Annotated in this window: 18 protein-coding genes; 16 read left to right on the top strand and 2 right to left on the bottom strand. The window is 69.5% G+C overall.

The genetic code is table 11. The features are described 5' to 3' along the window. The first annotated feature begins 231 nt into the window (after positions 1-231). The 13 genes from Q0863_RS00005 (at position 232) to Q0863_RS00065 (ending at position 12,799) form a co-directional block, all read left to right on the top strand. A complete protein-coding gene (locus tag Q0863_RS00005) occupies positions 232-2,331 on the top strand; it encodes a prolyl oligopeptidase family serine peptidase (RefSeq protein WP_298573514.1) in 2,100 nt (699 codons plus the stop codon). A gap of 66 nt (positions 2,332-2,397) precedes the next feature. Then, a complete protein-coding gene (locus tag Q0863_RS00010) occupies positions 2,398-4,557 on the top strand; it encodes a S9 family peptidase (RefSeq protein WP_298573515.1) in 2,160 nt (719 codons plus the stop codon). Between the two features lie 88 nt (positions 4,558-4,645). After that, a complete protein-coding gene (locus Q0863_RS00015; protein WP_298573516.1) occupies positions 4,646-5,056 on the top strand; it encodes a YbaN family protein in 411 nt (136 codons plus the stop codon). A gap of 64 nt (positions 5,057-5,120) precedes the next feature. After that, complete coding sequence (locus Q0863_RS00020) at positions 5,121-5,396, top strand: lipoprotein (protein ID WP_298573517.1); 276 nt, start codon at positions 5,121-5,123, stop codon at positions 5,394-5,396. A gap of 70 nt (positions 5,397-5,466) precedes the next feature. Then, a complete protein-coding gene (gene dapF, locus Q0863_RS00025) occupies positions 5,467-6,282 on the top strand; it encodes a diaminopimelate epimerase (protein WP_298575770.1) in 816 nt (271 codons plus the stop codon). After that, entirely contained in the window at positions 6,279-6,950 is a 672-nt protein-coding gene (locus Q0863_RS00030) for a DUF484 family protein (RefSeq protein ID WP_298573518.1), read from the top strand. The genes dapF and Q0863_RS00030 overlap by 4 nt, the downstream gene beginning before the upstream one ends. 84 nt (positions 6,951-7,034) lie before the next feature. Further along, positions 7,035-7,910, top strand: coding sequence for a tyrosine recombinase XerC (gene xerC / locus Q0863_RS00035; protein WP_298573519.1), 876 nt, complete (start codon positions 7,035-7,037; stop codon positions 7,908-7,910). A 105-nt stretch (positions 7,911-8,015) separates the two neighbouring features. Then, entirely contained in the window at positions 8,016-8,282 is a 267-nt protein-coding gene (locus Q0863_RS00040) for a hypothetical protein (protein ID WP_298573520.1), read from the top strand. Between the two features lie 88 nt (positions 8,283-8,370). Beyond that, positions 8,371-8,838, top strand: a complete 468-nt coding sequence (locus Q0863_RS00045) for a DUF1203 domain-containing protein (protein ID WP_298573521.1) — start codon at positions 8,371-8,373, stop codon at positions 8,836-8,838. Positions 8,839-8,903: 65 nt separating this feature from the next. Next, positions 8,904-9,455, top strand: coding sequence for an ATP-dependent protease subunit HslV (gene hslV / locus Q0863_RS00050; protein WP_298573522.1), 552 nt, complete (start codon positions 8,904-8,906; stop codon positions 9,453-9,455). Between the two features lie 100 nt (positions 9,456-9,555). Continuing rightward, positions 9,556-10,935: an ATP-dependent protease ATPase subunit HslU gene (hslU, locus tag Q0863_RS00055; RefSeq protein ID WP_298573523.1), complete on the top strand. Its 1,380-nt coding sequence runs from the start codon at positions 9,556-9,558 to the stop codon at positions 10,933-10,935. 201 nt (positions 10,936-11,136) lie between these two features. Beyond that, positions 11,137-12,327 (top strand): ATP-binding protein, encoded by a 1,191-nt coding sequence (locus Q0863_RS00060; RefSeq protein ID WP_298573524.1) that lies wholly within the window; start codon positions 11,137-11,139, stop codon positions 12,325-12,327. A gap of 37 nt (positions 12,328-12,364) precedes the next feature. Next, positions 12,365-12,799 carry a hypothetical protein gene (locus tag Q0863_RS00065; protein WP_298573525.1) on the top strand — a complete coding sequence of 145 codons (435 nt, stop codon included), beginning with the start codon at positions 12,365-12,367 and terminating at the stop codon, positions 12,797-12,799. A 26-nt stretch (positions 12,800-12,825) separates the two neighbouring features. Here the strand turns inward: Q0863_RS00065 and Q0863_RS00070 are convergent, their stop codons facing one another. Together Q0863_RS00070 and Q0863_RS00075 are read right to left on the bottom strand one after the other, a co-directional pair. Continuing rightward, positions 12,826-13,650, bottom strand: coding sequence for a D-hexose-6-phosphate mutarotase (locus tag Q0863_RS00070; RefSeq protein WP_298573526.1), 825 nt, complete (start codon positions 13,648-13,650; stop codon positions 12,826-12,828). Between the two features lie 136 nt (positions 13,651-13,786). Then, a complete protein-coding gene (locus tag Q0863_RS00075; RefSeq protein ID WP_298573527.1) occupies positions 13,787-14,242 on the bottom strand; it encodes a nucleoside deaminase in 456 nt (151 codons plus the stop codon). A 132-nt stretch (positions 14,243-14,374) separates the two neighbouring features. Between Q0863_RS00075 and Q0863_RS00080 the strand changes: the two genes are divergently transcribed. From Q0863_RS00080 to Q0863_RS00090, 3 genes are all read left to right on the top strand, one after another. After that, on the top strand, positions 14,375-15,817 hold the full coding sequence (locus Q0863_RS00080; RefSeq protein ID WP_298573528.1) for a hypothetical protein: 1,443 nt from the start codon (positions 14,375-14,377) through the stop codon (positions 15,815-15,817). A 46-nt stretch (positions 15,818-15,863) separates the two neighbouring features. After that, positions 15,864-16,622, top strand: a complete 759-nt coding sequence (ubiE, locus tag Q0863_RS00085) for a bifunctional demethylmenaquinone methyltransferase/2-methoxy-6-polyprenyl-1,4-benzoquinol methylase UbiE (protein ID WP_298573529.1) — start codon at positions 15,864-15,866, stop codon at positions 16,620-16,622. A gap of 180 nt (positions 16,623-16,802) precedes the next feature. Continuing rightward, positions 16,803-18,836: a M1 family metallopeptidase gene (locus tag Q0863_RS00090; protein ID WP_298573530.1), complete on the top strand. Its 2,034-nt coding sequence runs from the start codon at positions 16,803-16,805 to the stop codon at positions 18,834-18,836. Positions 18,837-18,945: the final 109 nt, after the last annotated feature.

Raw genomic sequence — 18,945 nt, forward strand, 5'->3', positions numbered from 1 at the left:
GCTTACGCGCCGATGGTAGTGTGCAGCCGCATGCGAGAGTAGGTCATCGCCAGGGTCTTTACCCCAAAACCCCCAGCCCGCAAGGCTGGGGGTTTTTTTATGCCTGCCGATCGGGCGCGCCACGCGCCGTTCGACTTCCGGCACTGCGGCGGTTCGCGATGCGTGTGGTAGCGTGCGGCCACTTTGCAGATGGAAGCCGTCATGGCGAGATTGACTATGAAATCCATTCCGATGTCCGCGGCGCTTGCGTTCGCGGTGGGCCTTGCCACGGGCCCGGTACATGCCAACGAGGAGGCAGCGGTGTCCGATCCGTACCAGTGGCTGGAAGGCGTCGAGGATCCGAAGGCGCTCGAGTGGGTCAAGGCCCAGAACGCGAAGGCCGAAGCCGAACTGGCCGCCACGCCGGAGTTCAAGCAGCTGGAGGCGGACCTGCTCGCCATCTACGACTCGGACGACAAGATTCCCGGCGTCTACAAGCAGGGCGAGTGGTACTACAACTTCTGGCGCGACAAGCAGAATCCGCGGGGCCTGTGGCGCCGCACCACGCTCGAGGAGTACCGCAAGCCCAGGCCGCAGTGGGAGGTGCTGATCGACCTCGACGCGCTCAACAAGGCCGAGGGCGAGAACTGGGTCTGGCACGGCGCGGATTGCCTGCGTCCCGACTACAGCCGCTGCCTGGTCGCGCTGTCGCGCGGTGGCGCCGATGCGGACGTGACGCGCGAGTTCGACCTGGACAACAAGGCCTGGGTGGAGGATGGCTTCTTCCGCGAGGAGGCCAAGGGCGCGCTGGGCTGGATCGATCGCGACACGGTCTATGCCTATACCGACTTCGGCGCAGGTTCGATGACCGAATCCGGCTATCCGCGCATCGTCAAGGAGTGGAAGCGCGGCACGCCGCTGGCATCGGCAGCGGTCGTTTACGAGGGCCGTGCGGACGACATGTACATCGCCGCCGTCCATGACCATACGCCTGGCTTCGAGCGCGACTTCGTCAGCCGCACGCTCGCGTTCTACAACGACGAGCTCTACCTGCGGAAGGCCGACGGCGAACTGGCCAGGATCGACGCGCCCAACTCGGCCAACAAGAGCGTGCACAAGCAGTGGCTGACGCTTGAGCTGCGCGAACCCTGGGAAGTCGGCGGCAGGACCTATCCGGCCGGTTCGCTGCTCGCGGCGAAGTTCGACGAGTTCATGGACGGCCAGCGTGATTTCGTGGTCCTGTTCGAGCCGACCCAGACCAGCTCGCTGGCCGGTTCGTCGTGGACCAGGAACCATCTGGTGCTCAACGTGCTGGAGGACGTGAAGAACCGGTTGACCGTACTGACGCCGGGCGAGGACGGCTGGTCGCGGCGCCCGCTGGGCGGCGTGCCCGAGTTCGGGACCATCGGCGCGAGCGCGGTGGACAGCGATGAATCCGATGCGTTGTGGCTCACCGTGACCGATTACCTCACCCCGACCACGCTGATGCTGGGCGACGCGGGCGAGGGTGCGGCGGCACCCGAAGTGCTCAAGACCATGCCGACCTTCTTCGATGCCTCCAGGCACGTGGTCGAGCAGCATTTCGCGACCTCGAAGGACGGCACCCGCGTGCCCTACTTCCTGGTGCGACCGAAGGACCTGGTCTACGACGGCACGAATCCGACCCTGCTTTATGGCTACGGTGGTTTCGAGATCTCGCTGACGCCGGGCTATTCCGGCGGCGTGGGCAAGGGCTGGCTTGAGAAGGGCGGCGTCTACGCGGTGGCCAATATCCGCGGCGGCGGCGAATACGGCCCGCGCTGGCACCAGGCGGCGCTCAAGGCCAACCGGCACAAGGCCTACGAGGATTTCGCGGCCGTCGCGCAGGACATGATCGATCGCAAGATCACGTCGCCGCAGCACCTGGGCGTGCGCGGCGGCAGCAATGGCGGCCTGCTGACCGGCAACATGCTCACGCAGTACCCGGAGCTGTTCGGCGCGATCGTGATCCAGGTGCCGCTGCTGGACATGCAGCGCTACAACAAGCTGCTGGCAGGGGCCTCGTGGATGGCCGAGTATGGCAATCCCGACATCGCGGAAGAGTGGGAATACATCCGCACCTTTTCGCCCTACCACCTGTTCGACCCGGCCAAGGACTACCCGGCAACCATCCTGCTGACCTCCACCCGCGACGACCGCGTGCATCCGGGCCATGCCCGCAAGATGTTCGCGAAGATGTCCGAAGCCGGCAAGGACGTGCGCTACTACGAGAACATCGAAGGCGGCCACGGTGGTGCGGCGGACAACCGCCAGGCCGCGCACATGGACGCGCTGTACCTGAGTTTCCTCTGGCAGCAGCTCGGCCAGAAATGAAATGACGCCGCGTCCGGGCGTCCTGTCCGGATGCGGCATCCCGTCCTGCCTCCAGCGGAATTCCCGATGCGAACCGCCCTACTACTTGCGACCACGATCCTGATGACGCTTTCCAACACTTCCACGATGGCCGCCGATCCCACCCCGCCGGACGCGGAGAAGCGCCCGCATGTGGTGAAGGCGCCGCACGGCGCCGAGCGCCACGACGAGTACTACTGGCTGCGCGACGACAAGCGCGAGGACGCGGCGATGCTGGCCTACCTGCAGGCCGAGAACGCCTACGCCGACCAGGTGATGGCACCGCTCAAGCCGGTCGAGGACAGGCTCTACGACGAGATCGTCGGGCGCATCAAGCAGGACGACAGTTCGATCCCGGCACGCGAGCGTGGCTGGTGGTACTACGCCCGTTACGAAACGGGCAAGGACTACCCGATCCACGCGCGGCGCGCGGATGGCCCCGGTGTCGATGCCCTGTCGATCCAGCGTTCCAACGAGGCCGGTGATTTCGACGGCGAGCAGGTTCTGCTCGACGTCAACGTCCTGGCCGAGGGCAAGGACTACTACTCGGTTGGCGCCTACGAGATCAGCCAGGACAACGCGGTGATGGCCTGGGCCGACGACACCAACGGCCGCCGCCAGTACACCTTCCGCTTCCGCAACCTGGCCACCGGTGAGGACTATCCCGAGCAGATCCGCGGCACCTCCGGCGACCTCGTGTTCGCCGACGACAACCGCACCGTGTTCTACATCGAGAACGATCCGGAAACCCTGCTGACCAAGCGGGTGAAGCGCCACGTCATCGGCACCGATCCTGCGACGGACACGGTGGTGTACGAGGAGGCCGACGACAGCTTCTACATGGGCCTCGAACGCACCCGCGACGACCGCTACATTCTGATCGGCGTCAGCAGTACCGTCTCCGACGAACTGCGCTATGCGCCCGCGTCCGATCCGCGCGAGTTCACCGTGCTGGCCCCGCGCGAGCGCGAACTGGAGTACAGCGCCGACCACCTGGGCGGGCGCTGGGTGATCCTGACCAACGCCGACGGCGCCACGAACTTCAAGCTGGTGCAGGCGCCGAGCGGCTCGCGCTCGCGCGGGGACTGGCAGGACCTGGTCGCGCACGATGCGCAGGTCTTCCTCGAGACCTTCGAACTGTTCGACGGCTTCATCGCGCTGGGCGAGCGTTCCGATGCGCTCGAACGCGTCCGCATCCTGCGCCAGGACGGCAGCGCCGAGTACGTGGAGGCCGACGAGCCCGCGTACTCGATGGGGCTGTCGGCCAACACCGAACCCGGCACCACGAAGCTGCGCTACACCTACACCTCGCTGACCACGCCGGCCACCACCTACGAGCTCGACACCGCCAGCGGCGAGCGCATCGTGCTCAAGCAGCAGCCGGTGATCGGCTACGACCCGTCGCAGTACGCGACCGAACGCGTGTGGGCGACGGCGCGCGACGGCGAGAAGATCCCGGTGTCGCTGGTCTACCGCAAGGGCTTCCGCAAGGACGGCAGCGCGGCGATGCTGCAGTACGCCTACGGCAGCTACGGCATGTCGATGGATCCGGGCTTCAGCGTGACCACGGTCAGCCTGCTCGACCGCGGCATGGTCTACGCGCTTGCGCACATCCGTGGCGGACAGGAGATGGGCCGACGCTGGTACGAGGACGGCAAGCTGCTCAACAAGGTCAACACCTTCACCGACTTCATCGACGTCACCGATGCGCTCGTCGCGCAGGGTTATGCGGCGAAGGATCGGGTCGCGGCCTACGGCGGCAGCGCCGGCGGCCTGCTGATGGGGGCGATCTCGAACATGGCCCCGGACCGCTATCGCGTGATCCTCTCGCAGGTGCCCTTCGTCGACGTGGTGACGACGATGCTCGATCCGAGCATCCCGCTGACCACCAACGAGTACGACGAGTGGGGCAATCCGGAGGAAAGGAAGTTCTACGACTACATGGTCACCTACTCGCCGTACGACAACCTCTCCGCGCAGGCCTACCCTGCGATGTTCGTGGGCACCGGGCTGTGGGATTCGCAGGTGCAGTACTGGGAGCCGGCCAAGTACGTGGCGCGCCTGCGCGACCTCGACACCGGCAACGGGCCGATCGTGTTCCGCACCAACATGGAGGCCGGGCACGGCGGCAAGTCCGGGCGCTTCCGCCGCTTCCGCGAGCAGGCTGAGATGTACGCCTTCATGCTCGACCAGCTGGGCGTGAAGTAGCCCAAAGGTCGTACAGGAGGCCGCCCCCGGGCGGCCTCCTGCGTTGGCGCCGCCGCGCCCCGTCCGCGCGTCCCGATATCATGCGGACATGCGTCCGACACGCCGCTTCCGCTGGGCCTGGTGGCTGCTGGCCTATGCCAGCCTCGGCCTCGGGCTGCTGGGCATGTTCCTGCCGGGGCTGCCAACGGTGCCTTTCGTCCTGCTGTCGGCGTTCGCGGCGGCGCGCGGTTCCGAACGCCTGCATCGCAGGCTGCTGGAAGATCCGCGCTTCGGGCCGATGATCCGCGACTGGCAGGCCGGCCGCAGCGTCGCGCGGCGCGCCAAGTGGATGGCGACGTGGACCATGCTCGCCTCGACGCTGGTCCTGCTCGCGCTGATGCTCCTGGGGGACGGTAGGCGCTGGTGGATGTTCGCGCTGCCGGTCGGCTGCATGGCGGTCGTGGCGGCCTGGCTCTGGTCGCGCCCGGAACCGGTTGCGCGGCGGGCGCGCGAACGCTGAGCGGATCGCATTAGGCGGGGGACCGGGACTCGTCCTGTCCGACGGGCCGGGCTACACTGCCGGCATGCGCAGATTCCCGATCCTCCTCGCGCCGCTGGCGCTGCTGTCTCTCGCCCTGACCCTCGCCGCCTGCGGCAACAAGGGCCCGCTGGTGCGCGCCTCCGAGGCCGCCGCGATGGAAGAAGAGGCGGCGGAGCTGGAGGCCGACGACGCGGCGACCGTGGACGACGACGCCGGCGAAGCACCGCCCGCGGAGGCGTTGCCCGAAGACCCGGTCGAAGACGCCGACGCGGACCCGGCCGTGGTGCCGCCGCCACCGGCGGATCCCGGCCACGGCTGATCCGGTGGCCGCGAACGCCTCGCACGCGGTCCGCCGGGACAGGCCGGCGCAGCCGCTGCGTTTCAGCAAGATGCATGGCGCGGGCAACGATTTCGTCGTGCTCGACCTGCGCGACGGTGCCGCGCCGCCAGACCCGGAACTGTGCCGCGCCCTGGCCGACCGCCATACCGGCGTCGGCTGCGACCAGATCCTGACCATCGGCCCGCCCGCCAGCCCCGGCGCGCTCGCCAGCTACCGCATTTGGAACTCGGACGGCTCGCCTTCCGCGCAGTGCGGCAATGGCGCGCGTTGCGTGGCGGCCTGGCTGGTGCGCGGGGGCGCGACGCAGGAGGCGCACTTCGTGCTCGACAGTCCGGCCGGCACCCATGCGGTCGAAGTGCTGGGCCAGGGGCGCTATCGCATCGCCATGGGTGTGCCGCGTTTCGAGCCGGGGCAGGTGCCCATGGCGGGAATCGCGCAGCAGCAGACCACGTATGAAGCCGCGCTCGCGGACATCGGACCGCTGCGCTTCGGCGCGGTGTCGATGGGCAATCCGCACGCAGTCATCGAGGTGGACGACGTGGATGCCGCCGCGGTGGCGCGGATCGGGCCTGCGCTGCAGGCTTCGCCGCTGTTTCCGTCGTCGGCCAATGTCGGTTTCGCCCAGGTGCTCGACCGCGGCCGCATCCGCCTGCGGGTATACGAACGCGGCGTCGGCGAAACGCTGGCCTGCGGCAGCGGCGCCTGTGCGGCCGTGGCCGTGCTGGTGCGCGCCGGCCGCGTGGATCGCGACGTGGCCGTGCTGCTGCCGGGCGGCGAGCTGCGCATCGCCTGGCCCGAGGATGCCGCGCAGGTCGCGATGGCCGGGCCGGCGGCATTTGTCTTCGAAGGGGAATGGACCGGATGAGCAATACCGAAAAACTCGGCGCGCACGAAGTGGCGGCATGGCTGCGCCGCCAGCCCAGGTTCCTGCAGCAGTTCCCGGACCTGGCGCTGAGCCTGGTGGTGCCGCGCGAGGATGGCCCCGCGGCGTCGCTGGCCAGCTACCAGCTGGAAGTGTTGCGCGACAAGAACCGCGAACTCTCGCGTCGGCTGCACGACCTGTACGCCATCTCGCAGGAGAACGAACGGCTTGCCGTGCGCACCCACCAGCTCACGCTCGCGCTGATGCGCCAGCCCGATCGCGCCGGCGTGGTGAGTGCGATGGCGGCGACGCTGGAAGAGGATTTCGCGGGCGACCTGGTCCGCATCGTGCTGTTCAAGCCGGTGCCGGGACTGGGCGAACAGCCCTGGCTGCAGGTGATCGATCGCGATGCTGCCGTGCTGGTTCCGTTCGCCGACGCGCTCAAGCAGGGCGAACCGCTGTGCGGGCGCCTGTATCCGGACAAGCAGGCACTGCTCTACGGCGCGCGCATCGACGAGGTGCAGTCGAGCGCGCTGCTGGCGCTGGAAGGCTCGGGCCTGGTGGCGGTGGGCAGCGCCGATCCCAACCGGTTCTACCCCGGCATGGGCACCCTGTTCCTGCGCATGATGGGCGAGGCCTTCGAAGTGGCCCTGCGCAGGTTCGATGGCTGAACCGGCGGCAGCGCGGTTGCGCGCGGCGGCCGCGATCCGGCGTCGTCCGACCGCGTGGCGGCTGCCGGGCGTGGAGGGACTGCGATGAGCGAAGTCCAGGCTTTCCTCGCCTACCTGCAGGTCGAGCGCCGGGTCTCGCCGCATACGCTGGACGGTTACCGTCGCGACCTTGCCGCGCTGTCGGCCTGGTCCGAAGGGCAGGCCGGCATCCTCGGGCTGGACGAAGCCGGGATCCGCGCCTTCATCGCGTCCGAGCATCGCCGCGGACTGTCGCCCAAGAGCCTGCAGCGCCGCCTGTCGGCGGTGCGCAGCTTCTACCGGTGGCTGCTCAAGCATGGCCGCATCGCGGCCAATCCCGCCAGCGGCGTGCGCGCGCCCAAGGCGCCGCGCAAGCTGCCGCAGGTGCTCGACGCCGACGAGGCCAAGGTCCTGGTCGAAGTGCCGACCGACGTGCCGCTCGGGCTGCGCGACCGCGCGATGCTGGAACTGTTCTATTCCTCGGGCCTGCGCCTGAGCGAACTGTGCGCGCTGCGCTGGCGCGACCTGCACCTGCACGAAGGCCTGGTGAACGTGGTGGGCAAGGGGGGCAAGGAGCGGATCGTGCCCGTGGGCTCGTTCGCGCGCGAGGCGCTGCGCGCGTGGCGCGCCGACAGCGGCGCGGCCGACGACGCCCCGGTGTTTCCCGGTCGCGGCGGCAAGCCGATCGGCGCGCGCGCGGTGCAGGTCCGGATGCGCCAGCTGGCCCAGCGCCAGGGCCTGTTCAAGCGCGTGCACCCGCATCTGCTGCGGCACACGTTCGCCAGCCACGTGCTCGAATCTTCGGGCGACCTGCGCGGCGTGCAGGAACTGCTGGGGCACGCCGACATTTCGACCACCCAGATCTACACGCACCTGGATTTCGGGCACCTGGCGAAGGTCTACGACGCCGCCCATCCCCGCGCCAGGCGGCGCAAGGACTAGGGCGCACGGCCCGGCGGGCCACGTTCGACCCGTCGCCATTGCTGTTCCTGCCGCGCACTTGACCTGGATCACGGCGCATCGATCGCGCCTGGCTACCATGTGGCCATGGTCGAGACCATTGAAGGCTGGCGCTGCATCGGGTGCGGAAAGGTGGACGCGCCACGGCCGTGCATCGGCGTGTGCGAGGACCGGCGGGTGGAGCTTGTGCTCGCGCAGGATTACGCCGAGCTTGCCTGGCGGGTGGAGGAACTGGAGGAGGCGCTCGCGCTGATCGCGCGGGTCACGCCGAAGTCCGAGCAGCTGGAAGCCTCGTGGCTCGCGCTGCAGGCGCGTGCGCGCAAGCTGCTGGAGGGGAAGCCGGGCGCGATCTGAGCAGGCCGCCCCCGGGCTGCATGTCCGGAAACGGCGCGAATCCCATCGCGCGGCGCGAGAGGATGCGCCTCTGTTGCAGGAGCCCGCCATGACCTTTCGCCTCCATGGACTCGACCCGACCCCGTTCGAACCGCTGTTCGCACTCGACGACGCCAGCCTTGCGCGGCGCGGAATGCGCCGTGTCGTCGCCGACGACGACGTGGGCTATCCCTGTCGCGTGGCCCTTGAAGACGCACGCATCGGCGAGGAACTGCTGTTGCTGCATTGGCAGCACGTCGCCGGCGACTCGCCGTACCGCGCCTCGGGACCGATCTTCGTTCGCCGGCGGTCGCGGCAGCCGGCCCTGGCGCCGGGCGAGGTGCCGGCCTACGTGAGCCGCCGCCTGATCTCGCTGCGCGCCTACGACGCCGCGTGGACGATGCTGGACGCGCGGGTCTGCGAAGGCGCGGACGTCGCCGGCGAACTCGCACTCGTCTTCCGTGGCGCCGCCGTGGCCTGCGTCCAGCTGCACAACGCCCGGCGCGGTTGCTATTCCTGCGTGGCGTACCGGGCCTGAGCGCGCACGGGGCTTGATCGGCCCGGTCCCGCCCCTATGTCTGGCTGACCCGCCCCGGAGGCCGCATGGACCCCAGCCAGAATCCCAACGTGTTCCACGCCACCACGATCCTGTCGGTGCGCCGCGACGGCAAGGTGGCCGTGGCCGGCGACGGCCAGGTCACGCTCGGCCACACGGTCATGAAGGGCAACGCGCGCAAGGTGCGCCGCCTGGGCAAGGATGGCCAGGTGCTGGCCGGCTTCGCCGGCGCAGCGGCCGATGCCTTCACCCTGTTCGAGCTGTTCGAATCCAAGCTCGAGAAGCACGGGCAGCTGCAGCGCGCCGCGGTGGAGATGGCCAAGGACTGGCGCACCGAGCGCCGCTTCGGCAAGCTCGAGGCGCTGCTCGCCGTGGCCGACAAGGACACCTCGCTGATCATCAGCGGTACCGGCGACGTGATCGAGCCGGAGGACGGCCTGATCGCGATCGGCTCCGGCGGCTCCTATGCGCTGTCGGCGGCGCGTGCGCTGCTGGCGCATACCCAGCTCGATGCGCGCAGCATCGCCACCGAAGCGCTGGCCATCGCCGGCGACATCTGCATCTACACCAACCGCAACGTCGTGGTCGAGGAACTCTGACCCGCCGCTTCGCGCAGGCAGGCGCACCCTGCCTCCCATACTGGACATTCACGCCACCGCATCGCGCCCCGCGCGGGCACGGCGCCCATGAGGCATGCACATGACCGACAACAGCTCTTCCACCATGACCCCGCGCGAGATCGTGCAGGAACTCGATCGCCACATCATCGGCCAGCAGTCGGCCAAGCGCGCGGTCGCGATCGCGCTGCGCAACCGCTGGCGCCGCGCGCAGCTGCCCGAGGAGCTGCGCAACGAGGTGATGCCCAAGAACATCCTGATGATCGGTCCCACCGGCGTGGGCAAGACCGAGATCGCGCGCCGCCTGGCGACGCTGGCCAATGCGCCCTTCGTGAAGGTGGAAGCCACGCGCTTCACCGAGGTGGGCTACGTCGGCAAGGATGTCGAGCAGATCATCCGCGACCTGGCCGATACCTCGGTCAAGCTGTATCGCGAACAGGCCAAGAAAAAGGTGCGTACCCAGGCCGAGGAACGCGCCGAAGACCGCATCCTCGACGCGCTGCTGCCGCGCCGCGAGGCGCCGCAGCCGGGCTTCGGCTTCGGCAGCCAGACCACGGTCGACATCGGCGCGGACCCTTCCGCCAGGGAATCGGAAACCCGGCAGAAGCTGCGCCGCCAGCTGCGCGCCGGCGAGCTGGACGAACGCGAGATCGAACTGGAGCTGTCGGCCAACGTGGGCGTGGACATCATGACCCCGCCGGGCATGGAGGAGATGGGCCAGCAGCTGCGGCAGATGTTCGCCAACCTCGGCGGCGCGAAGACGCATGCGCGCAAGCTCACGATCAAGGCCGCGCGGCCGCAGCTGGTCGAAGAGGAAGCGGCGAAGCTGGTCAACGAGGACGACGTGCGCGAGGCCGCGATCGAGGCCTGCGAGCAGCATGGCATCGTCTTCATCGACGAGATCGACAAGGTGGCCAAGCGCTCGGAAGGCATGGGCGCCGACGTCAGCCGCGAGGGCGTGCAGCGCGACCTGCTGCCGCTGGTCGAAGGCTCGACGGTGAGCACCAAGTACGGCTCGGTCAAGACCGACCACATCCTGTTCATCGCGTCCGGCGCCTTCCATCTGGCCAAGCCCAGCGACCTGATCCCGGAGATGCAGGGGCGCTTCCCGATCCGCGTGGAGCTGTCGGCGCTGAGCAAGGACGATTTCGTGCGCATCCTGACCGAGCCAAAGGCTGCGCTCACCACGCAGTACGTCGAACTGCTGCGGACCGAGGGCGTGCAGCTCGCGTTCGCCGCTGACGCCATCGACCGCCTGGCCGAGATCGCCGCCCAGGTCAACGAGCGCCAGGAGAACATCGGCGCGCGTCGCCTGCACACCGTGCTCGAGCGCCTGCTCGACACCCTCAGCTACGAGGCTCCCGACAAGGGCGGCAGCAGCGTCACCATCGACCGCGCCTACGTCGATGCGCACCTGGGCGAACTGGTGCAGGACCCCGACCTGAGCCGCTACATCCTCTGAAGGTTTCCTGCGCGGACGGGCGCATGGCGCTGAGGGCTGGGCGCCCGCCGCTCGGCCGGAGTTCCCGGATGGGGGTTCTGGCGGGACAGCTGCAGGACGCTGCCCTCGACGCCCAAGTCCGGGAACCTGCGCTGTCTTGGTGAATTTTAGTGAAATTATGACATTCTTGTAATTTAGCTAAACCCGGCCTAGGCTGCGCCCATGGATCCGATCCGCAATCCCTATGCGCCGGGTGCCGGCACGCCGCCGCCGGAACTGGCCGGCCGCGACGAACTGCTGCGCACCGTCGACGTCGCCAGCCAGCGCGTGCGCGCCGGCCGCCACGCCAAGAGCGTGCTGATGATCGGCCTGCGCGGGGTCGGCAAGACCGTGCTGCTCGACCGCATGCGCGACATCGCCGAGGGCGCGGGCCTGCACACCCTACGCATCGAGGCGCCGGAGGGGCGCTCGCTTCCCGCCATCCTCGCCCCGCAGCTGCGCCAGGCGCTGCTGCGGCTGTCGCGCTCGGAACAGGCGCGCGAGCTCGGCAAGCGCGCCCTGCGCGCCCTGGCCGGCTTCGCGCGCGGGCTCAAGCTCAAGTACGCCGACATCGAAGTCGGCATCGACTTCGACCCCGAGCCCGGGCTGGCCGACAACGGCGACCTCGAACACGACCTGCAGGCGCTGCTGGAAGCCGCCGGCCGCGCCGCGAAGGCCGGCGGGACGGCGTTGATCATGTTCATCGACGAGCTGCAGTACGTGCAAGAGGAGCAGCTGGCCTCGCTGGTCACCGCGCTGCACCGCTGCGCGCAGCAGCAGGTGCCGGTGATGCTGGTCGGCGCCGGCCTGCCGCAGTTGCCGGGGCAGATGGGCCGGGCCAAGTCCTATGCCGAGCGCCTGTTCGACTTCCCCTTCGTCGGCCCGCTCGATGCCGAGGCGGCGCGAGCCGCACTAGAAGTGCCGGCGGCGGAGCTGGGCGTGGTGTTCGAGCCTGGCGCCACCGCGCGCATCCTCGACCAGACCCAGGGCTATCCGTACTTCCTGCAGGAGTGGGGCAAGCACGCCTGGGATGCGGCCGACGATTCGCCAATCACCCTGGCCGACGTCGAGGCCGCGTCGGTCACCGCGACGGCCGCGCTCGACGAGAGCTTCTTCCGCGTGCGTTTCGACCGCCTGACGCCGTCGGAGAAGCGCTACCTGCGCGCGATGGCGGAGCTCGGCCCCGGCCCGCATCGTTCCGGCGACGTGGCAACCCTGCTCGAACGCAAGGTCACCACGCTCGGACCCACGCGCAGCCAGCTGATCGCCAAGGGCATGATCTGGAGCCCGAGCCACGGCGATACCGCGTTCACCGTGCCGATGTTCGACCGCTTCATGCGGCGCATCATGCCGCAGGGCTGGACCCTCGACTGAACCGACGGCCGTCGTGGCCGGACAAGGAGACACCGCGATGCACTTCCGCAGCCTGCTGACCGCCGCCACGCTCGCCGGCCTGTTCGCCGTGGCACCTGCCGTCGCCGGCGACGTCTCCTGCCGCCTGGCCTTCGACATGAGCGGCTGGTCGGCCTTCTACAAGACCGCTTCCGGCACCGGCACGGTGCGCTGCGACAACGGCCAGAGCCTGGCCGTGCGCATCGAAGCCAGGGGCGGTGGCCTGAGCGTGGGCAAGTCCGAGATCCGCGACGGCCGTGGCGACTTCTCCGCGGTGCGCGACATCCGCGAGGTGCTGGGCACCTACGTCGCCGCCGAAGCCCACGCCGGCGCGGCGAAGTCGAGCAAGGCGCAGGCCATGACCAAGGGCGACGTGTCGCTGGCGCTGGCCGGCACCGGCAAGGGGTGGGACCTGGGCGTGGCCTTCGGCGCGTTCACCCTCGAGGCCCGCTGAGGGCCCCGCGGCCGGCCCGTCCCGGCTCAGCCCAGCAACTGGCGTCCGCGCCAGCGCTGGCCCGGGGCCAGCAGGACCGGCTGCAGCACCTGGCCGGCTTCCACGCAGACGAACCGGCGATATTCGCCGGGAGCGAGGTCGGGCAGGCCGGCGGCCAGCGCTTCACCCGGATTCCAGACGATCGCGTCGCCGAAACCCTCGTGCTCGATGTCGAGATGGCCGTCGCCATCGACCAGGCGCAGCGGCGCGACCACGTCGGCGTAGATGCGGTCGAGTTCGCCGTCGAAGGTAACCGCATGCGCGTCCTGGCGATGCAGGGTGCCCCCGTTGGCGCTGTCTTCGTAGTCGCAGCCCTGCAGGCCCTCGAGCGCGGCGCGGGCGATGTCGTCCACGCGCAGGTAGCTGTGCAGGGCGGCGGTGAAGGCGAAGGCGTCGCTGCCGAGGTTCTCGACCTCCAGCGCGACCTCGAGCCGCGACGGACCTGGCGTGATCGACAGGCGGCAGGCAAAGGCATGGGGCCACTCGGTGGTGGCCGCGCTGTCGCGCAGTTCGAACAAGGCCGACCCGTCGGCGATGCCCGCGAAGGACCAGTCCAGCTGGCGCGCGAAGCCGTGCCTGCGCAGCAGGCCCCGTTCGGCGAACTGCGGGAAGATGATCGGGATGCCGCCGCGGACCGCGGCTCCGGAGGCAAGGTCGGCGTGCCCGGCGAGGAACAGGCGCTCGCGGCCGTCCTGCGGAATCCACGACAACAGTTGTGCCCCGCGCAGGGACACCAGCGCGCTCGCGCCGTCATCGCGCAGGCGGATGCAGGGGAGGCCGCGGAACTGCAGCGTTTCGTGTTGCAGGGGCATGAGGGTGCGGGGCTCGGAACGGCAGGGCCGCATTCTCGCGCCTGCGGCCGCCCCTGTGGAGGGGCGCGGGCCGCTGCGATCGCGCGGCGCGGCGCGCCCGCTCGAGGCGGGACGTGGCAACGCCCGCGGCGCCGGCTCAGTGATCCTGGCCGATGTCCTCGTTCCACACCTGCGGATGGGCGGCGATCCACTCGCCCAGCATCGCGATGCATTCGGGGTCGTCGAGATCGACCACCTCCACGCCCTGTTCGCGCAGCCAGTCGTGGCCGCCCTGGAAATTGACCGACTCGCCCATCACCACGGTGCCGATCCCGAACTGCTTCACCAGCCCGCTGCAGTACCAGCACGGCGAGAGCGTGGTGACCATGATGGTGTCGCGGTAGGAGCGCTGTCGGCCGGCCTTGCGGAAGGCGTCGGTTTCGCCGTGCACGGACGGATCGTCTTCCTGCACGCGGCGGTTGTGACCGCGGCCGAGCAGGGTACCGTCGCTGGCGAACAGCGCGGCGCCGATCGGGATGCCACCTTCGGCGAGGCCCTGGCGGGCTTCCTCGATGGCGGTGGCGAGCATGGCGCGGTAGTCGGGTGTCGGCATCGGCAAGGGCCGGTCGAGGCGTGCCGGACACGATAGCGCGGAATGCGGGAGGCAGCCGGCGTGACGCGCGTCACGAGTTGTCGCGGTGGCGCCGCGTGGTCGAGAATTGGCCGCGACACAGGGGGATATCCGATGGACAGGAAGCGGGTCACGCTGTTCGCGTGCGCGTCGCTGCTGGCAGGCGCGGCGCAGGGCGAAGTGCTGCAGGGCAACCTGGAACTGCGCTGGGGCGACGGTGCGCCTGCAGCCGAGGCGCGCCTGGCGCCGAAGTTCGAGGTGGCGCTGGCCCTGGACGGCGGCGGGCGCATCGCCCTCGACCCCGGGCAGGCGCGGCGTGGCGCCGGCGATCTCTATGCGCTGGCGAACCGTCGCGTGGCGGTCGGCTTCAGCGGCCGCAAGTCTGGCGGCATGCGCATGATCGACGCCATCGTGCCGGTGGACGATCCGGCGACCGGGCTGCCCCACGTGCGCAGCGGCAAGGCCGACGGGGTGGCCAAGGCCACGCTCGGTGCGACCCGCTGGATGACCGTGGCCTGCAGGTTCAGCGACATCGCCGAGGAACAGAAGACGGTCGCGTTCTTCCGCGACCAGTATGGCGAGGCCGAAGGCCAGCTCGGCCATTACTGGCGCGAGGTGTCCTACGACCGGATCAACCTGGCCGGCAGCGACGCGGTGGGCTGGTACGCCCTGCCGCATCCACGTTCGCATTACGTGACCGAGGACGGCGAAGAGGAGAAGGCCGACCTCGACGCGCTGTTCGACGACTGCACCGCGGCCGCCGATGCCAGCGTCGACTTCAGCGGCGTCATCGGCATCAACATGATGTTCAACGGCGATCTCGACGGCTATGCCTGGGGCGGCGGCCGCTGCGCGACGCTCGATGGCGGCCACCGCTGCTGGTCGACCACCTGGAACCCGCCGTGGTCGTTCAACAACCTCGCGCCGCTCGCGCACGAGATGGGGCACGGCTACGGCCTGCCGCATTCGGACAATTCCGACGGCGACGACGATACCTACGACAACCCCTGGGACGTGATGAGCGACAGCTGGAGCAACGCCGTCCGCGACGCGGTGTACGGCTCCCGGCCCAAGCACATCAACATGCTGCAGCGCGATCGCCTGGGCTGGGTGGATGCCGCGCGCAAACGTACGTTCGACGTGGGTACGCCGCGCACGCGGCTGCAGCTGGACTTCGCCAGCCTGTCCGGCGCCGGCAGCGCGCAGATGCTGGTGCTGCAGACGCCATCCTCGCCCGATCCGTACAGCGGCACGTTCTACACCGTCGAGGCGCGCCGTCGCAGTGGCGCCTACGAGGGTGCGCTGGCCGGCGACGCGGTGATCATCCATCGGGTCGGCAGCGGCTACCGCTACGAGGCCGAGAGCCAGGACGCCGATCGCCCGCCGGCCGATACCGCCAACAACGAGGGATCGATGTTCAAACCGGGCGAGGCCTGGATCTCGCCCGACGGCCTGTTCACCCTGTATGTGGAATCCGGCAACGCCGGCGGATTCACCGTGATCGTGGGCGACCGCGGCCGGGTGACCGGCGGCGACGGGCCGCGCCGCCGCAAGTGAGCGGCGCCGTGATGCCGGCCGCGCGCGGCGGTGCGATAATGCGTGCATGAGCGCACCCGACGACACCGGCACCACCCATTTCGGCTACCGCGAGGTGCCGGTCGGCGAGAAGCAGAAGCTGGTCGGCGAGGTGTTCTCGTCGGTTGCCGGCAACTACGACCTGATGAACGACCTGATGTCGATGGGCATCCATCGACTGTGGAAGCGGTACTTCGTCGCCACCGCGCAGGTCAGGCGCGGCGCGCGCGTGCTCGACCTGGCCGGCGGCACGGGTGACATCGCCGCGCTGCTCAGGGACCGCGTGGGCGACTCCGGCGAGCTGGTGCTGGGCGACATCAACGGCGAGATGCTGCGTGTGGGCCGCGACCGCATGACCGACCGCGGCAACGTGCGCGGCTTCGAGTACGTGCAGTGCAATGCCGAGAAGCTGCCGTTCCCGGACGCCAGCTTCGACCTGGTCACGATCGCCTTCGGCCTGCGCAATGTGACCGACAAAGACGCGGCGCTGCGCGAGATGCAGCGCGTGCTCAAGGTCGGCGGGCAGGCGCGCGTGCTGGAGTTCTCCGAGGTCCGCGCCGACTGGTTCAAGCCGCTCTACGACTTCCACTCGTTCAAGGTGCTGCCGCGCCTGGGCCGGCTGTTCGCCGGCGATGCCGACAGCTACCGCTACCTGGCCGAGTCGATCCGCCAGCATCCGCCGCAAGAGCAGCTCAAGGCGATGATGGACGCGGCCGGCTTCGCGCGGACCCGCTACCGCAACCTGTCCGGCGGCATCGTCGCGATCCACGACGGCTGGAAAGTCTAGAGGCGGCGCCGGCGCGGCCCCGTCAGCAGGCCGCGTGCAGAGCACTGCGTCCGGGGCCGGGCCTGCCGTATCCACCATGCAACGTGCCGGCTGCAGCCGCGGCGATCGGCCGCGGCCATGCGGGCGCCGGGTATCGGGACTAGAATCGTCGCCTGTTTCCGCCAGAGGCGTCCCCCGGCCATGCGCCATCCCCGCGTGCGCGCGCTGCGCGCCCTGCTGTTGCTGCTTCCCCTCCTGCTCGTGCTGTCGGCCTGCAAGCGCGAAGCCGCCGGGCCCGATCCCGCCACCGCCCCCGCCCCCAAACCCGCCGCCATGGCCGATAGCGACGAACATTCCTTTGCCGAACCCGGCAGGGTCGTCATCGACGACCTGGCGCTGGACCTTGCGCTCGACTTCGATGCGAAGACCATTTCCGGCACCGCCACCTACACGCTCGAGTGGAAGGACGCCGGCGCCACGCAGCTGGTGCTCGACACGCGCGAGCTCGCCATCGAGCAGGTCGAAGCCCAGGTCGATGGCGCCTGGCAGCCGCTGCAGTTCGCCCTGGCCGACGCCGCCGCCGCGCTCGGCAGCCGCCTGACCATCGAGACGCCGCAGCGTCCGACGCAGCTGCGCGTGACCTATCGCACTTCGCCCGGTGCCTCGGGCCTGCAATGGCTGGAGCCGGGCATGACCGAGGGCGGGCAGCTGCCCTTCATGTTCAGCCAGTCGCAGCAGATCCATGCGCGTTCCTGGGTGCCGCTGCAGGACACGCCGCAGGTGCGCTACACCTACAGTGCCCGCGTGCGCACGCGTCCGGACGTGATGGTGCTGATGAGCGCCGACAACGATCCGGCGGCGGCGCGCGACGGCGAGTACAGCTTCACCATGCCGCAGCGGATCCCGTCGTACCTGATGGCGATCGCGGCCGGCGACCTGGTGTTCAAGTCGATCTCGGGACGTTCGGGCGTGTGGGCCGAGCCGGCGATGGTCGAGCGTGCGACGGCCGAGTTCGCCGATACCGAGAAGATGATCGCCGCCACCGAGGCGCTGTACGGTCCCTACCGCTGGGAGCGCTACGACCTGCTGGTGCTGCCGCCGTCGTTCCCGTTCGGTGGCATGGAGAATCCGCGCCTGTCGTTCATCACCCCCACCGTGATCGTCGGCGACAAGTCGCTGGTCTCGCTGATCGCGCATGAGCTGGCGCACAGCTGGTCGGGCAACCTGGTCACCTTCTCCAGCGCCAAGCACGGCTGGCTCAACGAGGGCATGACCAGCTACGTCGAGAACCGCATCGTCGAAGCGCTGTACGGCGAGGAGTTCAGCGACATGGAGTGGGTGATCGCGCGCGACGCGCTCAAGCGCGACATCGGCGACATGTCCGAGGCCACCCAGGCGCTGGCGATCCGCCCGGGCACGCCGCTCGATGCCGACGACGCCCTGAGCCAGGTGTCCTACGACAAGGGCGCATGGTTCCTGCACTTCCTGGAGGAGCGCTTCGGCCGCGAGGTGTTCGATCCGTTCCTGCGCGGGTACTTCGACCATTTCGCCTTCCAGAGCATTCCCACCGAGACCTTCCTGGGCTACGCCAGGCAGCACCTGTTCGACGCGCATCCGGGCGTGGTGACCGAAGCGGAAATCGACGAGTGGATCTATGGCCCCGGCATTCCGGCCAATGCGCCACAGGTGCTGTCGCCGCGGATGGGCATCGTCGATTCCGCGCGCCTGGCCTGGCGCGGCAGCAAGCAGCTGCCGCCCACGCAGATCACCAGCCAGTGGAGCACCCAGGAATGGCTGCACTTCCTCGAAGGCATGCCGGAAACGCTGCCGGTGGCCGAACTCGAGCAGCTCGACCGGGCCTACCGCTTCACCGGCACCGCCAACGGCGAGATCGCCATGCGCTGGTATCCGCTGGCGATCCGCAGCGGCTACGCGCAGGCCAACGAGGCCATCGTCGCCTTCGTGAACAGGATCGGCCGGCGCAAGCTGATCATTCCGGTGTACGAGGCGCTGGCCGGAACCCACGACGGGCTCGCGCTCGCGCGGACCGCCTTCGCACAGGCACGCCCGGGCTACCACCCGATCACCACCGCATCGGTGGAAAAGGTGCTCGCCGAGGCGACGCCGACGGCAGCCCCCGCGCCCGCGCCTGCGGAGGCCGGGGAAGCTGGGGAAGTTGTGGAGACGGACACGCAGCAGGCCGGTGCCGCCGACGACGGCGCGGTGACGAACTGAGGGAGGGCGCTGCGGCCGCGGTCCGCCGCGTCGCGGCGCCAGCCCTGCGGTCGCGTGTCGCGCCGGAATCCGCCGTCACGGCGTCGAGGCGGGATGACAGGCCGCGCGC

The organism is uncultured Luteimonas sp., from assembly GCF_947492465.1.
In the GTDB taxonomy this organism is placed as follows: domain Bacteria; phylum Pseudomonadota; class Gammaproteobacteria; order Xanthomonadales; family Xanthomonadaceae; genus Luteimonas.

What these genes read in the sequence shown, in the direction of transcription:
- Q0863_RS00080 (WP_298573528.1), top strand. Translation starts at nt 14,375, where the DNA reads ATGGACAGGAAGCGGGTCACGCTGTTCGCGTGCGCGTCGCTGCTGGCA.
- Q0863_RS00060 (WP_298573524.1), top strand. Translation starts at nt 11,137, where the DNA reads ATGGATCCGATCCGCAATCCCTATGCGCCGGGTGCCGGCACGCCGCCG.
- ubiE (WP_298573529.1), top strand. Translation starts at nt 15,864, where the DNA reads ATGAGCGCACCCGACGACACCGGCACCACCCATTTCGGCTACCGCGAG.
- xerC (WP_298573519.1), top strand. Translation starts at nt 7,035, where the DNA reads ATGAGCGAAGTCCAGGCTTTCCTCGCCTACCTGCAGGTCGAGCGCCGG.
- Q0863_RS00045 (WP_298573521.1), top strand. Translation starts at nt 8,371, where the DNA reads ATGACCTTTCGCCTCCATGGACTCGACCCGACCCCGTTCGAACCGCTG.
- Q0863_RS00005 (WP_298573514.1), top strand. Translation starts at nt 232, where the DNA reads ATGTCCGCGGCGCTTGCGTTCGCGGTGGGCCTTGCCACGGGCCCGGTA.
- Q0863_RS00040 (WP_298573520.1), top strand. Translation starts at nt 8,016, where the DNA reads ATGGTCGAGACCATTGAAGGCTGGCGCTGCATCGGGTGCGGAAAGGTG.
- dapF (WP_298575770.1), top strand. Translation starts at nt 5,467, where the DNA reads ATGCATGGCGCGGGCAACGATTTCGTCGTGCTCGACCTGCGCGACGGT.
- Q0863_RS00090 (WP_298573530.1), top strand. Translation starts at nt 16,803, where the DNA reads ATGCGCCATCCCCGCGTGCGCGCGCTGCGCGCCCTGCTGTTGCTGCTT.
- Q0863_RS00070 (WP_298573526.1), bottom strand. Translation starts at nt 13,650, where the DNA reads ATGCCCCTGCAACACGAAACGCTGCAGTTCCGCGGCCTCCCCTGCATC.
- Q0863_RS00010 (WP_298573515.1), top strand. Translation starts at nt 2,398, where the DNA reads ATGCGAACCGCCCTACTACTTGCGACCACGATCCTGATGACGCTTTCC.
- Q0863_RS00020 (WP_298573517.1), top strand. Translation starts at nt 5,121, where the DNA reads ATGCGCAGATTCCCGATCCTCCTCGCGCCGCTGGCGCTGCTGTCTCTC.
- Q0863_RS00030 (WP_298573518.1), top strand. Translation starts at nt 6,279, where the DNA reads ATGAGCAATACCGAAAAACTCGGCGCGCACGAAGTGGCGGCATGGCTG.
- hslV (WP_298573522.1), top strand. Translation starts at nt 8,904, where the DNA reads ATGGACCCCAGCCAGAATCCCAACGTGTTCCACGCCACCACGATCCTG.
- hslU (WP_298573523.1), top strand. Translation starts at nt 9,556, where the DNA reads ATGACCGACAACAGCTCTTCCACCATGACCCCGCGCGAGATCGTGCAG.
- Q0863_RS00015 (WP_298573516.1), top strand. Translation starts at nt 4,646, where the DNA reads ATGCGTCCGACACGCCGCTTCCGCTGGGCCTGGTGGCTGCTGGCCTAT.
- Q0863_RS00075 (WP_298573527.1), bottom strand. Translation starts at nt 14,242, where the DNA reads ATGCCGACACCCGACTACCGCGCCATGCTCGCCACCGCCATCGAGGAA.
- Q0863_RS00065 (WP_298573525.1), top strand. Translation starts at nt 12,365, where the DNA reads ATGCACTTCCGCAGCCTGCTGACCGCCGCCACGCTCGCCGGCCTGTTC.